At 70.3% G+C, this 16,785-nt stretch carries 15 protein-coding genes; 9 read left to right on the forward strand and 6 right to left on the reverse strand.

Going from position 1 to position 16,785, the window contains the following annotated elements; translation table 11 throughout:
- Positions 1 to 814: 814 nt before the first annotated feature.
- A complete protein-coding gene (locus PQS31_RS04360; RefSeq protein WP_272761455.1) occupies positions 815 to 1,687 on the reverse strand; it encodes a methylglyoxal synthase in 873 nt (290 codons plus the stop codon).
- Positions 1,687 to 3,120 carry a sugar porter family MFS transporter gene (locus PQS31_RS04365; RefSeq protein WP_272761456.1) on the reverse strand — a complete coding sequence of 478 codons (1,434 nt, stop codon included), beginning with the start codon at positions 3,118 to 3,120 and terminating at the stop codon, positions 1,687 to 1,689. Before PQS31_RS04365 ends, PQS31_RS04360 begins: the two co-directional genes overlap by 1 nt.
- Before the next feature lie 363 nt (positions 3,121 to 3,483).
- Here PQS31_RS04365 and PQS31_RS04370 point away from each other — a divergent pair, with 363 nt between their 5' ends.
- The 7 genes from PQS31_RS04370 to PQS31_RS04400 all read left to right on the forward strand — a co-directional run bounded on the left by PQS31_RS04370 (position 3,484) and on the right by PQS31_RS04400 (position 12,332).
- Positions 3,484 to 5,091, forward strand: coding sequence for a family 43 glycosylhydrolase (locus PQS31_RS04370; protein WP_272761457.1), 1,608 nt, complete (start codon positions 3,484 to 3,486; stop codon positions 5,089 to 5,091).
- 83 nt (positions 5,092 to 5,174) lie between these two features.
- Positions 5,175 to 6,218: a LacI family DNA-binding transcriptional regulator gene (locus PQS31_RS04375; RefSeq protein WP_272761458.1), complete on the forward strand. Its 1,044-nt coding sequence runs from the start codon at positions 5,175 to 5,177 to the stop codon at positions 6,216 to 6,218.
- A 300-nt stretch (positions 6,219 to 6,518) separates the two neighbouring features.
- Complete coding sequence (gene kduI / locus PQS31_RS04380; RefSeq protein WP_272761459.1) at positions 6,519 to 7,367, forward strand: 5-dehydro-4-deoxy-D-glucuronate isomerase; 849 nt, start codon at positions 6,519 to 6,521, stop codon at positions 7,365 to 7,367.
- 43 nt (positions 7,368 to 7,410) lie between these two features.
- Positions 7,411 to 8,166: a 2-dehydro-3-deoxy-D-gluconate 5-dehydrogenase KduD gene (gene kduD / locus PQS31_RS04385; RefSeq protein WP_272761460.1), complete on the forward strand. Its 756-nt coding sequence runs from the start codon at positions 7,411 to 7,413 to the stop codon at positions 8,164 to 8,166.
- A gap of 111 nt (positions 8,167 to 8,277) precedes the next feature.
- A complete protein-coding gene (locus tag PQS31_RS04390; protein ID WP_272761461.1) occupies positions 8,278 to 8,916 on the forward strand; it encodes an RpiB/LacA/LacB family sugar-phosphate isomerase in 639 nt (212 codons plus the stop codon).
- Between the two features lie 85 nt (positions 8,917 to 9,001).
- A complete protein-coding gene (locus tag PQS31_RS04395; protein WP_272761462.1) occupies positions 9,002 to 10,111 on the forward strand; it encodes a GDSL-type esterase/lipase family protein in 1,110 nt (369 codons plus the stop codon).
- A gap of 649 nt (positions 10,112 to 10,760) precedes the next feature.
- The gene (locus tag PQS31_RS04400; protein ID WP_272761463.1) at positions 10,761 to 12,332 is read left to right on the forward strand and encodes an SDR family oxidoreductase; all 1,572 of its coding nucleotides are present in this window, start codon (positions 10,761 to 10,763) and stop codon (positions 12,330 to 12,332) included.
- A 19-nt stretch (positions 12,333 to 12,351) separates the two neighbouring features.
- Here the strand turns inward: PQS31_RS04400 and PQS31_RS04405 are convergent, their stop codons facing one another.
- Complete coding sequence (locus PQS31_RS04405) at positions 12,352 to 12,594, reverse strand: hypothetical protein (RefSeq protein WP_272761464.1); 243 nt, start codon at positions 12,592 to 12,594, stop codon at positions 12,352 to 12,354.
- 61 nt (positions 12,595 to 12,655) lie between these two features.
- Between PQS31_RS04405 and PQS31_RS04410 the strand changes: the two genes are divergently transcribed.
- Positions 12,656 to 13,432, forward strand: a complete 777-nt coding sequence (locus tag PQS31_RS04410) for an SDR family oxidoreductase (protein WP_272761465.1) — start codon at positions 12,656 to 12,658, stop codon at positions 13,430 to 13,432.
- The gene (locus tag PQS31_RS04415) at positions 13,422 to 13,916 is read left to right on the forward strand and encodes an isoprenylcysteine carboxylmethyltransferase family protein (protein ID WP_272761466.1); all 495 of its coding nucleotides are present in this window, start codon (positions 13,422 to 13,424) and stop codon (positions 13,914 to 13,916) included. The genes PQS31_RS04410 and PQS31_RS04415 overlap by 11 nt, the downstream gene beginning before the upstream one ends.
- Before the next feature lie 7 nt (positions 13,917 to 13,923).
- Here the strand turns inward: PQS31_RS04415 and PQS31_RS04420 are convergent, their stop codons facing one another.
- The 3 genes from PQS31_RS04420 to PQS31_RS04430 all read right to left on the reverse strand — a co-directional run bounded on the left by PQS31_RS04420 (position 13,924) and on the right by PQS31_RS04430 (position 16,771).
- A complete protein-coding gene (locus tag PQS31_RS04420; protein ID WP_272761467.1) occupies positions 13,924 to 14,568 on the reverse strand; it encodes a hypothetical protein in 645 nt (214 codons plus the stop codon).
- On the reverse strand, positions 14,565 to 15,209 hold the full coding sequence (locus PQS31_RS04425) for a hypothetical protein (protein WP_272761468.1): 645 nt from the start codon (positions 15,207 to 15,209) through the stop codon (positions 14,565 to 14,567). The genes PQS31_RS04420 and PQS31_RS04425 overlap by 4 nt, the downstream gene beginning before the upstream one ends.
- A 77-nt stretch (positions 15,210 to 15,286) precedes the next feature.
- Complete coding sequence (locus PQS31_RS04430; RefSeq protein ID WP_272761469.1) at positions 15,287 to 16,771, reverse strand: FAD-dependent oxidoreductase; 1,485 nt, start codon at positions 16,769 to 16,771, stop codon at positions 15,287 to 15,289.
- Positions 16,772 to 16,785 lie beyond the last annotated feature (14 nt).

Genomic DNA, 16,785 nt, shown 5'->3' on the forward strand with positions numbered 1-16,785 from the left:
CGCCAGCGCATCGGCGCTGTCGTGCTTACTTTTGACAAGACAAAAGTAAGCCGCGCGAACAGCGCGGAAGCTCTGTTGTTCGCGAATCATTGGAATCGGGCGCCAGTGGGTGAACGAAGCGAAGCAAGGCCAGTGCGCGGCTTTCGCCCGCTTGCGCGTGCGAGTTTCTTTTTGAGGGACCAAAAAGGAACCAAAAAGTCCCTTCGCCGGGCGCGGGCCGACGCGGCTGCGCCGCGCCGGTCCCCTCCGCTCCTCGCCTGACGCGGCACGGCGCCCAAACTCGCTTCGCTCAGACATGGGCGCCTCTACGGCCGCGTCAGACTCCGGTGCTCGGCTCGCTAAACGGCTCGAAATGTCAAACGCTGAAAGCCAAAGCCAAAGCCAAAGCCAAAGCCAAAGCCAAAGCCAAAGCCAGAGCCAGAGCGGAAGCCGCAGGCGAGAGGAAAGCACAGCCAGCGTCGGCCTGGAGCAGAACACTGGAGCGGGTCCGAATCCGGCGCCATGGAAACAGTCTGAAAAGATGGGGTGCAGGCTGCCTGCTCGCTCGCGTTAAGCGTGATCCTGGCCGGAGCTGTTCGCGCGCGAGCGCGCTCCTACGGGAATTCCGGTGGGGCTGGATGCGTAGGAGCGCGCTTGCGCGCGAGGGCGTTCCCGTGTGCGCCGACGCCTGCAGAGCGATGTCGCCGGACGTCCATCGCGCGCGCGCGCGTGCCTATACGGGGTATCGGGATGACCGGATGCGGGAGCGGGCGTGCGCGCGGAGGCCGGCCGGACGCAGCGCCCGTGACCCGCGGCCTCCGCGCCCCGTGCAGGTTCAGGGCATCGCCGCGCGGCGCGCGGCCGCCTGCGCCCACCGCTCCGCCACCGCGGGCGAGGTCAGGCAGGCCACGGTGTCGGTCACGGTGGTGACCGCGCGCTCCAGCAGCTGGATGTCGGCCTCGTGCTGCCGCGCGACGTGCGGATCCTCGAAAAACACCGCGCGCTGGCAGCGGCCGTCGAGCACGCGGTCGGCGATCTGCGCGTCGCCGCCGAGCGGGCCGCTCTGGAAGCGCTGCGCCCAGGGCTGGTCCTGCGGCCAGCCGCGGCGCCAGGCGAGTTCGTTGAGGCGCTGGCCGGTGGTGCCGGTGGCGATGCGTGCGCCGAAGCGCGAGAGCAGCTCGAAGTGGCGGTCGGCGAATTCGAGCATCTGTGGCTTCATCGCGTCGTGCGCGATCAGTGCCAGCGTCTGCGCTTCGAAGGCGTGCAACGCGTCGGCGCCGGCATCGGGCGCGAACCCGGCGTGGATGCGCTCGCTTTCCACCCAGTCGCGGGCCGAGGCCACCGTGGACAGGAACGGCTTGCCCTGGATCACGCACTGGCGCTTCAGCGCCACCGCCTCGGGAAAGATCGACGACGGGTCGACCGGGTCGATCAGATAGACCGCACCGTCGAGCGTGCGGCCCTCGCCGAGCCCGACGACCTCGGCGACGAGCTTCATCAGGCCGCCCTCGCGCCCGTAGGGATAGCGCACCAGGCCGGGATAGCCGTCGAACGCGCGGTGACGGACGATCGCGTCATACGTGCGCCCGACCGCATGCAGGCCGATGCCGAGCTCGCGCAGGCCCGCGCCGCTGGCGCGCAGCCAGCGGAACAGGGCCGCATCGGCGCTCGCGTGGTGCCGGCGGTTGGCCGCGAGCCCGAGGCGCATCAGCCTTCCATCTGCTCGAGTTCGCGGCCGCGCGTTTCGTGCACGTAGCGCAGCACGAACACCACCGACAGCGCGGCGGCGGCCGCATACAGCCCGTAGGCGCCGGCGAGGCCGATGCCGGCCAGCAGCATGGGGAAGGTCCACGTGATCAGGAAGTTCGCGCCCCACTGGAACAGACCGGCGACCGCGAGGCCCGAGCCGCGGATCTGGTTGGGGAACATCTCGCCGAGCATCACCCACATCACCGGGCCCCAGGACGCGTTGAAGAAGATCACGTAGAGATTGGCCGCCACCAGCGCCAGCACGCCCATCGAATCCGACAGCAGCAGGCGGCCGTCGTCGCCGAGCGTGCCGGTAGCGAACGCCGCGGTCACCGCCGCCAGCGTGACCGCCATGCCGGCCGAGCCGATCCACAGCAGCGGCTTGCGGCCGATGCGGTCCACCAGCAGCAGCGACACGATGCAGGCGCCGATGCTCAGCGCACCCGACAGCACGTTGATCAGCAGCGCGTCGTTCTCCGAGAAGCCGACCGCCTGCCACAGCACCGCGCCGTAGTAGAACACCACATTGATGCCGACCAGTTGCTGGAACACCGCCAGGCCGATGCCGACCCAGACGATCGGGCGCACGCGTCCGGTGACCTTGGACACCAGGTCCGAGAACTTCGGCCGGTGCTGGTCGGCGGCCAGCGAATCGCGGATCTCGTCCAGCTTGCGGCGTCCGGCGACATCGCCGTACAGGCGCACCAGCACGCGCTCGGCCTGGGCCAGGCGACCGCGTGCCACCAGAAAGCGCGGGCTCTCGGGAATCGCGAACAGCGCGACGAGGAACAGCGCCGCCGGCGCGATCTCGATCCAGAACATCCAGCGCCAGGCCTGGTAACCGCCCCAGAATTCCGCGGTCGAGCCACCCGCCACGCGGGCCAGCAGGTAATTGCTGAGAAACGCCGCGAACAGGCCGCCGATGATCGCGATCTGCTGCACCGTCGCCAGCCGGCCACGGTAGCGCGCCGAGGAGACCTCGCTGATGTAGGCCGGCGACATCACGCTGGCCGCGCCGACGGCCAGGCCGCCGACGATGCGGTAGAGCACGAACTCCAGCGAACCGTTCGCCACGCCCGACCCCCAGGCCGAGACCAGGAACAGCACGGCCGCCACGATCAACAGGCTGCGCCGGCCGAACACGTCGGCCAGCCGGCCGGCGAAGAATGCGCCCACGGCGCAGCCCAGCAGCATCGAGGCGACGTTGAACCCGGTGCCGACCGAGTCCGAATTGAAGGCGCGTTGCAGGCCGTCGACGGTCCCGTTGATGACGCCCGAATCGAAGCCGAACAGGAAGCCGCCGATCGTCGCCACGCAACTGATGAGGATGATCAAGCCGGTGTTTTCGCCGCGCGGCGCGCCCGCCGCGCCTTCGCTGGTGCTGTTGCCCATGTGCTGTGGTTCCCGATGCGTTCGCGGCGAAGCGCCGCCCTCCCATGCCGTTCCGCGACTGCGGTCACGACCCCGTGCCCGTGCGCTGTACACCGGTGGACGGACGCATCGTGCCTCGCGTCGCCGTTGCTGCGCAGGAGCACCGAGCGTAGCGCAGCGCTGCGCCGCGTGCTTGCTGCATCTGCGATGCGTTCGGCGTCGGACCCGGCGATGCCGCGGGCTGCGATCCTGCGCGCTGCCCGTGCGCCGACCGCGACTGCTGCGTTGCAGAATGCCCGCGCGCCCGGGCTTTGCTACGGTCCATGACCAGCGGTGTCATCGGCATCAGCCAGCCGCCTGTCTGTGTCCCCATCGGAGTTCCGTATGACGTCTGCCCGTCCGACGCTCGCCGCCGCGCTGTGCGCGGCGCTTCTGGCCACGGCCGCCTTCGCCGCTGCGGCGCAGACCCCGAGCGCGGCCTCCGAAGCCTGGGCGCGCGGCATCGAGCATCAGCGCAAGGCCGATCTGGGTGACGGCACGTTCCTCAATCCGGTCTTCGCCGGTGACCGTCCGGATCCGTCGGTGCTCAAGGACGGGGACGACTATTACCTCACCCAGTCCTCGTTCGATGCCTATCCGGGCCTTCCGGTCTGGCATTCGCGCGATCTGGTGAACTGGCAGCCGCTGGGTCATGCGATCACGAAGAACGTGGGTTCGATCTGGGCGCCGGACATCGTCAAGCACGAAGGCCGTTACTACATCTATTTCCCCGCCCGCCAGGGCGGCACCGAAGGCAGCACCCGCAGCAACTTCGTCGTCTGGGCCGACGACATCCGCGGCCCCTGGAGCGAGCCGATCGACATCGGGCTGCCGGGCCACATCGATCCGGGTCACGCGGTGGGCGAGGACGGCAAGCGGTACCTGTTCCTCAGCGCCGGTGACTACGTGCAACTGGCCGACGACGGCCTGAGCGTGGTCGGTGAGATCCGGCACGTCTACGACGGCTGGCGCTACCCGGAAGACTGGGATGTCGAGGCCTACGCCCAGGAAGGGCCCAAGATCAATTTCCGCGACGGCTGGTATTACATGACCACCGCCGTGGGCGGCACCGCCGGTCCGCCGACCGGCCACATGGTGATCACCGCGCGCTCGCGTTCCATCCACGGCCCGTGGGAGAACTCGCCGCACAACCCGATCGTGCGGACGGTCAGCCGCGACGAGCCGTGGTGGTCGCGCGGCCACGCCACGATCGTCGAAGGCGTCGACGACCGCTGGTGGATGATCTACCACGGCTACGAGAACGGGTACTGGACGCTCGGGCGGCAGGCGCTGCTCGAGCCGATCGAGTGGACCGACGACGGCTGGTACGTCGCCAGGGGCGGGGACCTGGGACAGCCCCTGGCGATGCCGGCGGGCGAGTCGGTCGGCGAGCACGGCATGGCGCTGTCGGACAGCTTCGACGGCGACGCGCTGGGCCACCAGTGGTCATTCTTCAACCCGGCCCAGGACGAATACGCGCGGCTGTCCTTCGGCGGCGGTGCGATGACCCTGCGCGGCAAGGGCACGTCACCGCGCGACAGCTCGCCGCTCACCGCGATCGCGGGCGACAAGGCCTACCAGTTCGAGGTCGAGATGGAGATCGCGCCCGGCGCGCAGGGCGGGGCGCTGCTGTTCTACAGCGACCGGCTCTATGCGGGCGTCGGCAGCAACGGCGACCGGTTCGTGATGCACCGCTACGGACTGGAACGGCCGACCACCCTGCCGCCCGGGCCGGGCGGACGCCTGTGGCTGCGGGTCACCAACAACCGCCACATCGTCACCCTCCATACCAGCCGCGACGGCCGGGCCTGGGAAAAGTACCCGGTGCAGATGGAAGTCTCGGGCTACCACCACAACGTGGCCGGCGGCTTTCTGGCGCTGAAACCCGCGATCTACGCCGCGGGCGAGGGCGACGTGCGCTTCCACAATTTCCGCTACCGCGCACTGGACTGAGCGCGGCACGCAGGCCGGCCGTCCGGTGCGGTGCCGGTCTTCGCCTATCATGGACACCGCACGACAACGGTCCGGGGACCCGAATGCCCGCAAAGAGCAAGATTCCGAAGCCGGGCGAACCCGCGCGCGCGGCCACGATCAACGACATCGCGCGTCTGGCCGGCGTGTCGAAGAAGACCGTGTCGCGGATCATCAACAATTCGCCGCTGGTGCGTCAGGACACGCGCGAGAAGGTCGAGACCCTGATGCGCGAGGTGGGCTACGTGCCCGATCCGCTGGCGCGTGGACTGGCGTTCCGCCGCTCCTTCCTGATCGGCATGGTCTACGACAATCCGACCGCGCAGTTCATCGTCAACATGCAGTACGGCGCGCTCGACACGCTGCGCGGCTCCGGTTTCGAGCTGGTGGTGCATCCCTGCGACAGCCGCAGCCCGAACTACATCGACGGCGTGCGCCGCTTCGTGCAGCAGCAGAAGCTGCACGGCGTGATGCTGGTGCCGCGCGTGTCCGAGGACCAGGCCCTGGCCGACATGCTGGCCGAGATCGACGTGCGCTACCTGCGCATCGCGGCCGTGTCCATGGACACGCCCGAGCGCATGGTCGTCACCCACGACCACGACGGCGCGGCCGAAGTGGCCGATTACCTGCAGTCCCTCGGACATACCGACATCGCGATGATCACCGGCCCCAGCGACTACCGCTCGTCGATCGAGCGTTCGCAGGGCTTCATCGGCGCGCTCGAGCGCCGCGGCATCGAATTGCCGAAGGCGCGCGTGGTCGAGGCCGGCTACACCTTCGAATCCGGCGTGGCCGCGGCCGAGACCCTGCTCGGCGCGAAGAAGCGCCCGACGGCGATCTTCTGCGGCAACGACGAGATGGCGGCCGGCGTCTATCGCGTGGCGATGCGTGCCGGTATCAGCATTCCACGCCAGCTCTCGGTGGTGGGCTACGACGACAGTCCCCTGGCGTCGCGGCTCTGGCCGCCGTTGACTTCGGTGCGCCGCGACACCCGCGACACCGGGCGCATTTCGGCCGCGATGCTGCTGCAGCCCGAGGGGACGCCGCGCCCGCTCGCCAGCGTGCGCCCGCATCTGATCGTGCGCGATTCCTGCCAGCCTCCCGGCTGACCGGGGCGGCGGCGCGTGGAGCGCCGCCGGGCGTACCGTCCCGAGGCGCAGGCGGAGGGCGTGCACCGACCAGGGCCCGCGCGTGTTCCGCCGCATCGCACAACACCGTGCCGGCCGACGCATGCCCGGTTCGCGTTGCCCCGCGTGCGGACGCGTGCCCGGGACTCGAACGCGCCCATGACCGCATGGCGCCGTCGCGCGGACATCGCCGCATTTGCGGCGGCGCGGTATGACACCGGTTACCGAAAGGCCTAGAATCACGCTTCCGCCTGGAGCAGCGCGTCCGCCTCGGAGTCCGCCATGTACCAGAAGACCTACTACGCCACCCACCCCGGGGTGATGCAGGGCATCTCCAACGACGCCCTGCGCGATCTGTATCTGCTCGACGGCCTGTTCGTCGACGATGCGCTGCGCCTGAGCTATACGCATTACGAGCGCCTGGTTGTCGGCGGCGCCGCGCCGGTGGCCAGTGCGGTGTCGCTTCCGGTGCAGGCTGAACCCGCGTCCGCGGCCGGACGCCCGTTTCTCGAGCGGCGCGAGCTGGGCATCGTCAACGTCGGCACCGGTGCCGGCACGGTGACCGTCGACGGCACCGTCCATGCGCTCGCGCCGAAGGACGGCCTGTACGTGGCGATGGGCAGCGCCGAGGTCGTGTTCGCCTCCGACGACGCGGCCGCGCCGGCGACGTTCTATCTGGTCTCGACGCCGGCGCACGCGCGCTTCGAGACCACGAAGATCTCGATCGCCGACGCGGTGCCGCTCGAACGCGGCGCGCTCGAAACCAGCAACGCCCGCGCCATCTACCAGTACATCGTGCCGGCGACCTGCCGCTCCTCGCAGTTGCTGCTGGGGCTGACCGTCCTCGAACCGGGTAGCGTCTGGAACACGATGCCGCCGCACCTGCACGACCGCCGCAGCGAGGTCTATTTCTACTTCGGCCTCGGCGATGCGGACCGCGTGTACCACTTCATGGGCGAGCCCGATGCGCAGCGCCACATCGTGGTGCGGAACAACGAAGCCGTCGTCTCGCCGCCCTGGTCGATCCACATGGGCGCCGGCACGTCCCACTACGCCTTCATCTGGGCAATGGGCGGCGAGAACCTCGATTACACCGACATGCAGGTGCTGGACATCTGCCAGCTCAAGTAACGGCCGCACCGGCCACCCCACGCATCGCAACAGGAGCAATGCAATGACGAATCCGTTCAGCCTCAAGGGCAAGGTCGCGCTGGTGACCGGTGCCAACACCGGCCTGGGGCAGGGCATCGCGCTGGCGCTGGCGGAAGCCGGCGCCGACATCGCCGCCGCCGGCATCCAGGCCCCCACCGACACCCAGGCCAAGGTGGAAGCGCTGGGCCGCCGTTTCGTCGCGATCGAGGCCAACCTGATCAGCGTCGAGCCGATCGAGCGCGTGGTGAAGGAGACGCTCGACGGTCTCGGCGGTTTCGACATCCTGGTCAACAACGCCGGGCTGATCCGCCGCGCGGATGCGGTGGATTTCAGCGAGAAGGACTGGGACGACGTGATGAACGTCAACATCAAGTCCGCGTTCTTCATGTCGCAGGCGGCCGGCCGGCATTTCATCGCCCAGGGCGGCGGCAAGATCATCAACATCGCCTCGATGCTCTCGTTCCAGGGCGGCATCCGTGTGCCGTCGTACACCGCCAGCAAGTCCGGCATCGCCGGCATCACCCGCCTGCTGGCCAACGAATGGGCCAGCAAGGGCGTCAACATCAACGCCATCGCGCCGGGCTACATGGCCACCGACAACACCGCGCAGCTGCGTGCCGATGCGGACCGCAACAAGGCCATTCTCGACCGCATTCCGGCCGCGCGCTGGGGCGAGCCGTCGGATCTGGGCGGCACCGCGGTGTTCCTCGCCAGCCGCGCGTCGGACTACGTCAACGGCGCGGTGATCCCGGTCGACGGCGGCTGGCTGGCGCGTTGATCGCCCGTCGTTCCATCGCCTGAAGCGCCTCCGGGCGCGACCACGCGCGCAGGCACGCACCCCATGCCCGCGGGCGCATCCATCGTTTCCAATCGAACCAAGAGAGTCGTCATGAAAATCGCACTGATGCAGGAATTCAGCCAGGCCGCCAAGAACCCGGTGGTGCTGGAGCAGCTCGAGACCGTCGCCGCCGAGCGCGGCCATACCGTCTACAACGTCGGCATGGACGGCGACAACGACCATCGCCTGACCTACATCCACCTCGGCATCTGCGCTGCGCTGCTGCTCAACTCGAAGGCGGTCGATTTCGTCGTCGCCGGTTGTGGCACGGGCCAGGGCGCGATGATGTCGCTCAACGCCTGGCCGGGCGTGTACTGCGGCTACTGCATCGAGCCGACCGACGCCTTCCTGTTCGCGCAGGTCAACAACGGCAACGCGCTGGCCCTGCCGTTCGCCAAGGGCTACGGCTGGGGCGCGGAAATCAACATCCGCTACATCTTCGAGAAAGCGTTCGACGGCGAGCGCGGCCAGGGCTACCCGGCCGAGCGCAAGGAATCGCAGATGACCAACGCCGGCATCCTGGCCGACGTCAAGAAGGGCGCATCGAAGGACTTCGTCGAAGGCCTCAAGGCGATCGACCAGGAGCTGGTGAAGCAGGCCGTCGGCGGCGAGCGCTTCCAGAAGGCGTTCTTCGACAACGCCCAGGACGAGGCCATCGTCGCCTACGTCAAGCGCGTGCTGGGCAAGTAAGCCCGGCGCGAACCGTTGCACGACGCAGGTCGCCGCCGGGTGCGGCGACCTGCGGTGTCCACCCGGATTCCGGCGGAGCGCCCGCATGAAGCACCATCTGTTGTCGCTGCTGCTCCTGGGTGTCGCGGGTATTGCATCCGCGGCGTCGTCGGCGCCGCATCGCATCTTCATCGCCGGCGATTCCACCGCCGCGACCTACGGCGCCGAGCGCGCACCACAGGCCGGCTGGGGCCAGAAGTTTCCGGACTGGACCGCCGAGGGCTGGGAGGTCCGCAACCACGCCGCGGGCGGGCGCAGCACGCGCAGCTTCATCGACGAAGGCCGGCTCGACGCGATCGCCCGCGAGATCCGCGCGGGCGACGTGCTGCTGATCCAGTTCGGCCACAACGACGCCAAGCGCGAGGACGCCACGCGCTATGCCGATCCGGCCACCGACTATCCGCGCTTTCTCCAGCGCTACATCGAAGTCGCGCGCGCAAGCGGCGCCACGCCGATCCTGATCACCCCGGTCGCCCGGCTGCTCTACGACTTCCGTTCACTGGTCGACACGCACGGGCGCTACACGCTGGCGATGCAGGACCTGGCGACACGCGAGGGCGTCGCGCTGATCGATCTCGACGCGCTGTCCAGCGACTGGATCCGCGCGCATGGCGAAGACGGAGCCAAGGCCTATTTCATGTTCACCCAGGGCAAGGCCGACGGCACCCATTTCAGCGACGCCGGCGCCAACGCCGTGGCCTGCCTGGTCGCGGCCGGCTGGCGCGAGATCGATGCCGCGGCGCCTGTGGCACCCGTGACGGCGGGCGAATGCAATGCCCTGCCTGCGCCGGCGGCAGCCCCCGTGTCGCCGTCGGTGGTCGTGCAGGAGCGCGACATCGCGATCGAACAGCCGGGCCCGCACGCGGGTCTGGGCACGACGACGGCCTATCCGTTCTTCGCCGACGCCACCGGCTTCGACCTGGTCTTCCGCAAGCGCGCGTTCCACCGCGGCGCGACCATCGGTGACCACGTCAACGACAAGGACGAGATCTATTACGTGCTCTCCGGCCGCGGCCGGCTGACCCTGAACGACACCGTGCGCGAGGTCGGCCCGGGCGACGCCATCCTCACCCGCAGCGGCGACCGCCATGCGCTGGCGCAGATCGGCGACGAGGACTTGGTGATCTTCATCGTGTATCGGCCGGTGGCGCGCTAGGGCCACTTCCGGCGAACCGCGTTTTGCGTTCTGCCGAAGCCTTAGGCTTCCAGACGCACGCCGGATCTTCGAAGTCGTCGTTGCCGCGGAGGCGGCGCTTGTGCCGGACGAACCTCCGGTCATCCCGGGACGCTGCTCCCGGCGCAGCCGAGGTCCGTGGACCCCGGCTACGCAGGGATGACGGCGGTGGCCCGGCGCGTCCTGAAAGCGCCCTTCGTTTTCGACGCGTTCCACGCCTGCGTCCGGCTGCACCGCGCGCTGGATCGCGGCGAGCGCCGGGATGAGGAGCGGCGTCCTCGCCATCGGCGCTTCTCGAAATCTTCCAGGCATCCGTCGTCTCCGCGCGATTCAACAGCCGGGGGGGGCGCGCCGAGCGGCCCATCCCGCCCATCGGGGGCCTGCAACCCGTGGGCGTCGGTGTGCCCGGCCGTTGTCCACAAGCCCCCCGATGGCACGGCCCCCGCCGATCGGCGAAAATGCCCCGGTCGCGGATTCCTCCGATCCCGGCATGGTCACGCACCGGGCGCCCCCGCGCCGGTATCGCGACCGCCCCACGCCCGCGACGGCCGACCCGCCGATGCACCGCACGCTTCCCGCACGACACCGGCGCCCCGCGTCCGAGGTGTCGCGCACGCCCACGGACACGCTCTTGAATTCGACCTCCGCACCGCCCCCGGCCTCCGACGCCGACGACGCCCTGCTGCAGCGCGCACGCATCGCGCTCGAACTGCTCGAGGCGATCCGCGACGACCGCAGCGTGCTCGACGGCCTGCCGGAGGACGAGCGCATCCGCCTGCTGCAGGCCGTCGCTCTCGTCCACCATCCCGAGCCGCGCGCGCGCCGCAAGCAGGCCAAGCAGGCGCTGCGCGAGGCCAACCGCGAGAAGGCGCGGCGCACCGAGGCCCTGCTCGACCAGACCGGTATCCGCGTACTGCGCAGCAAACCGGTGTTCACCACGCCGAACTACTTCCCGCCGCAGCCGCCCGGCCAGCACGATCCGCGCAATGCCGCCCCCGAGGCGCCGCGCTTCGCGGAATCACCGGAGCTGCTGCACTGCTACGTCTGCAAGCAGAAGTACACGCAGATCCATCACTTCTACGACCAGCTGTGCCCGACATGCGCGGACTTCAATTTCCGCAAGCGCACCGAGACCGCCGATCTCAGCGGCCGCGTCGCGCTGCTGACCGGCGGCCGGGTCAAGATCGGCTACCAGGCCGGTCTGAAGCTGCTGCGCGCGGGGTGCGCGCTGATCGTCACCACGCGCTTCCCGCGCGATTCCGCGCAGCGCTACGCGCAGGAGCCGGACTTCGCCGACTGGGGCCACCGGCTGGAGGTCTTCGGCCTCGATCTGCGTCACACGCCGAGCGTCGAAGCGTTCTGCGCCGAGCTCGTCGCCACGCGCGACCGGCTCGACTTCATCGTCAACAACGCCTGCCAGACCGTGCGTCGGCCGCCCGCGTTCTACGCGCACATGATGGCCGGTGAAACCGCCGCCCTGCACACGCTGCCCGAGCACGTGCGCAAGCTCGTCGGCGGCTACGAGGGCCTGCGCGCGGCCGATCTGCTGCCCGGCGGCAGCCAGTCGCTGGTCGAGCGCAGCGCGGGCCGCGCCGGTCTGGCGCGCGCCGCGGAACTGTCGCAGGTGCCGTTGCTCGCCGATGAACTGGTCGGCCAGGCGCATCTGTTTCCCGAAGGCCGGGTCGACAAGGACCTGCAGCAGGTGGATCTGCGCGGCCGCAACTCGTGGCGCCTGCAGATGGACGAGGTGCCGGCGGTCGAACTGCTGGAGACGCAGCTGGTCAACGCGGTGGCCCCGTTCATCATCAATGCGCGCCTGAAGACGCTGATGACGCGGACGTCGGAGCGCGACAAGCACATCGTCAACGTCTCTGCGGTCGAGGGGCAGTTCTACCGCAACTTCAAGACCACCAAACACCCGCACACCAACATGGCCAAGGCCGCGCTGAACATGATGACGCGCACCTCCGCCGCCGATTACCACGGCGACGGCATCCACATGAACGCGGTCGACACCGGCTGGGTGACCGACGAGGATCCGGTGGAGATCGCCGCGCGCAAGATCGTCGAGGAGCGCTTCCATCCGCCGCTCGACATCGTCGACGGCGCGGCGCGCATCGTCGATCCGATCATCGACGGCATCAACACCGGCACCCATGTCTGGGGCCAGTTCCTCAAGGACTACGCACCGACGGACTGGTGAGCCGCCGCGCCGGCGCGTCTCAGCCGCCGGCGTCCTCGATCGCCCGGCGCTGGCGCGCGGCGTTGTCGTCCAGCGTGCGCTGGGCGTCGCGCGCGGTGTCGAGCGGTTCGCGGATCGCGTCGCGCAGCTGCGTCGATTGCGGCTCCACGGGTTTTTCGGTCGGTGCATCCGGCGGCGGCGTGCACGCGGCGCCGGCGAACAGCACGAACGCGGCCGCCGCACACGCGCGGCGGACACGCGGCAACAGGCGGGGCAGGGGCATGAGGCACTCCAGCGGACAGGCTCGGCGCTATCCTAACGCCGACGTAATCCGGGGAAATTCGATGGATCCGAACCGCTGGCGCCTGGACGGGCAACTGGCACTGGTGACCGGCGGCAGTGCCGGGATCGGTCGCGCGATCGCGCGTGAGCTGCTGGGTTTCGGCGCCACCGTGCTGATCGTCGGCCGCAATGGCGATGCGCTCGAGGCGACCCGCGACGAACTGCTCGACGAGCGCCCGGACGGCGACGTGCGCGCGCTGATCGCCGACGTCGTCGACGAGGACCAGCGCCGGGAGATCCTCGACTGGGTCGAGGACCAGGGCGACGGATTGAACATCCTGGTCAACAACGCCGGCGGCAACGCCCAGCGCGCCGCGACCGACTACACCGAGGACGAGTGGCGCGAGATCTTCGAGGTCAACGTCTTCAGCGCGTTCGAACTCACCCGGTACGCACATCCGCTGCTGGCCCAGCATGCGACCTCCAGCGTGGTCAACGTCGGCAGCGTCTCGGGCCTGACCCACGTGCGCACCGGGGCCGCCTACGGCATGAGCAAGGCCGCGCTGCACCAGATGACCCGCAATCTCGCGGTCGAGTGGGCCGAGGACGGCGTGCGCGTCAACGCGGTCGCGCCCTGGTACATCCGCACCCGCCGCACGTCCGAGCCGCTGGCCGATCCCGACTATCTCGACGAGGTGCTGCTGCGCACGCCGATGGGGCGGATCGGCGAGCCTGAAGACGTCGCAGCCGCGGTCGCGTTCCTGTGCCTGCCCGCGGCGGCCTACATCACCGGCGAATGCATCGCCGTCGACGGCGGGTTCCTGCGCCATGGTTTCTGACGCCGCCTCGGCCGCGCCGCGCGCGCCGTTCCTGGTCCGCAGCACGTCGCCGGTGCAGTGCGTGCTCGCCTTTCTCGTCGGCGCCGGCCTGCAGCACGCGCTCGGCCTGCCGTTGCCGGCCGAGACGGTGCGCCCGGCCCTGCAGCTCGTGGGCACGGTGCTGGCCAATACGTCGCTGGTGCTGGCGCTGTGCTCGTTCGCGCTGTTCGTGCGCCGGCGCACCACGATCATCCCTGCGCACACGCCGGCGCGGCTGATCCTCGCCGGTCCGTTCCGGCTGACCCGCAATCCGATCTACGTCAGCCAGGTGATGGCGTACGTAGGGCTGGCGCTGATGCTCGATCTGCCGTGGGCGCTGGTGCTGTTGCCGCTGCCGGTGCTGGCGCTGCAGTACGCGATCATCCCGTTCGAGGAAGCGCGGCTGCAGGCACGCTTCGGCGCCGAGTACACCGCCTACATGCGCGCGGTGCGGCGCTGGCTCTGAGCGGCAGTCAGGGCGCGCAGGCGCTGTCCTGCAACTGCGTGAACAGGCGTTCGTACTCGATGCGCGCGGATTCGCGTGCGCCGTCGTCGCCGAAGCGCCAGCGGAATTCGGCCTCGCGCACGCGCGCGTCCCAGCTGCGGCACAGGTCCCCGTCCGGCACCGGCGTGCAGACATCCTCGTGGCGCTCGCAGGCCTGGCCCGCGCCCAGGCCCGGCACGCCGCCGATGCCGACGGTCTGCAGCGGACGGCAGCGCGCCGGCGGCGTGTCGTCCTCGCGCCAGTAGGTGCTGTTGTCGTACACCCGGCAGCTGTAGAGCGCGGGCGGCGGCGGTTTGGGCCCAGCGTCGCGCTGGGTGTCCGCCTTCGCGACGGTCGCCGCGGGCAGGCTCGAGATCAGGGGCACGGCCGGCGCGCGCGCGGGCGCGGCGGGCGCCGGCACGAAGGCCGGCAGCGGCGCGGCGATGTCGATGACCCGGCGCTGCTGCTGGTGGCCGGCGGCGCACGGCGTGCCGTTCTGGAACGTCACCTCGCCGTCGGGCGCGGTGCAGCGGTAGATCACCGTTGGCTCCGTGCGCGCCGGCAGCGGCGCGGCGAGCAGGGCCGTCAGGGTGAGTGCAAGCCCGAGCGCCGTCGGGGGCCATGCCCGGATCATCGCCGGCAGTCCTGGGCCAGGCGCGCATCGATCGCGCGCTCCTCGCGGCTCAGTTCGGCGCGCTCGGTGGGCTGCGCGTTGAAGAACCGCTGGCGGATCGCCTCCCGGCGCTCGGTGATCAGGCGGCAGACCTCGGCCTGCGGCATCGGCCGGCACTCGTCCCGCACCCAGGTGCCCGCTCCGCCATAGCCGACCGCGGCCCGTGGAGGCCGGCCCCCACCGCCGTAGTCGGGCGGGCGACCGGTGTGCGGCGGGCGCCCGCGGGGCGGGCCGTAGCCCAGCGTCCACAACGGGACCCAGCGCGGATTGCCTTCCGAGGAATCGCTGGTGTAGCTGCTGCCGTCCGGCCGGATGCAGCGGTACATCGGTTGTGGCGCATTGACCACGATGATCTGCGGGGCGGGCGGAGGGACAGCCGCCGGCGGTGGCGGCGCCGGACGCTCGATCGGGGTGCCGTCGACGGGGCGCAGCATGGTGCGCACTTCCTGGCGCTGGCCACCGTCGCAGGGCGAATCCCGCAGCGCGACCCGGCCGCGCTCGTCGGTGCAACGGTAGACACGGACATCGTCCTGGGCCTGCGCGCCGGCCGCGAGTGCCGGTACGAGCATCAGGGCGAGGGCGGAAATCGTGAGCAGGCGCATGCCGCCATCATGCAATGGCTGGCCGGCCGAGGGAAATCCGGCCCGCGCCCGCGAACGGTCGGTTCAGGCGGTGCGGTTCAGGCCGCGTCGAGCGCGGAGCCGCGTGTCGCGTCGGCGCGGCGCAGCATCCGCGCGATGCTGGCCGCCGCGTCGCGGCCTTCCTGCACCGCGGTCACCACCAGGTCCGCGCCGCGCACCGCATCCCCGCCGGCGAACACCTTCGGATGCGCGGTCTGGTAGGGCAGGCGGCGTTCCCCGCCGACCCGGATGCGCCCGTTGCCCTGCTCGGCGACGTCGTGCGCGGCCAGCCAGTCCGGCAGCACCGGCGAAAAGCCGAAGGCGATGATCACCACGTCCGCGTCGATCCGCGATTCGCTGCCCTCGACGGGCTCGGCGCGCTGGCGGCCGTTCGCGTCGGGCGGGCCGAGCCGCGTCTGCGCGACGCGCACGCCCGCGACACGGCCCGTCGCATCGGACTCGATCGCCAGCGGCTGGCGGTTGAACAGGAAGCGCACGCCTTCCTCGCGTGCATTGCCGACCTCACGTGCCGAGCCCGGCATGTTGGCCTCGTCGCGGCGGTAGGCGCACGTCACGCTGGCCGCGCCCAGGCGCACGGCCGAGCGGACGCAGTCCATGCCGGTGTCGCCGCCGCCGAGCACGACGACGTGCCGCCCCTCGAGCGCCGGCAACGCCAGTGTGGTTTCCCAGCCGGCGATCGGCCGGCCCCAGGTGTCGCCGCCGGTGACGATGCGGCCGTTGTGCACGAGGAACGGCAGGGCGGGCAGCACACCCGGCAGGTCCTGGCCGGGCAGGCCGCCGTCGGTGTAGCGATAGGCGCCGGTGCCGACGAACACGGCGTCGAACTCGGCCAGCAGCGCGGCGAGTTCGACGTCGCGGCCGACCTCGACGCCGAGCCGGAACTCCACACCCATGCCTTCGAGCACCGCGCGGCGCGTGGCGATCACCGACTTGTCGAGCTTGAAGCTGGGAATGCCGAACTGCAGCAGCCCGCCGATCTGTTCGTAGCGGTCGAACACCACGGCGCCGATCCCGGCGCGCACCAGGCGGTCCGCGCACGCGAGACCGGCCGGTCCGGCGCCGATCACCGCCACGCGCTGCCCCGTCGGCACGACCTTGGACAGGTCGGGCCGCCAGCCCTGGGCGAAGGCGGTGTCGACGATGTACTTCTCGACCGCACCGATGGTCACCGCACCGAAGCCGTCGTCGAGCGTGCACGCGCCTTCGCACAGCCGGTCCTGCGGGCACACGCGGCCGCACATCTCGGGCAGCGGGTTGGTCTCGTGACACAGGGCCGCGGCCTCGAGCAGGCGGCCCTCCTGCACCAGCTTCAGCCAGTTCGGAATGTAGTTGTGCACCGGGCACTTGGCTTCGCAATACGGATTGCCGCAGTCGAGACAGCGGTCCGCCTGGCGCGCCGCCTCGCGGTCCTCGAAGCGGCCGTAGAGTTCGTTCCAGTCGCCGTTGGTGCGCAGCGCGAGCGGCACCTTGCCCGGCATCGCGCGTGGCTCGTTGAGGAAGCGGAAGACGTCGCGTTTGGTCATGAGCCGTGATTCGT

Source organism: Luteimonas sp. BLCC-B24 (genome assembly GCF_028550595.1).
Taxonomy (GTDB): domain Bacteria; phylum Pseudomonadota; class Gammaproteobacteria; order Xanthomonadales; family Xanthomonadaceae; genus Luteimonas.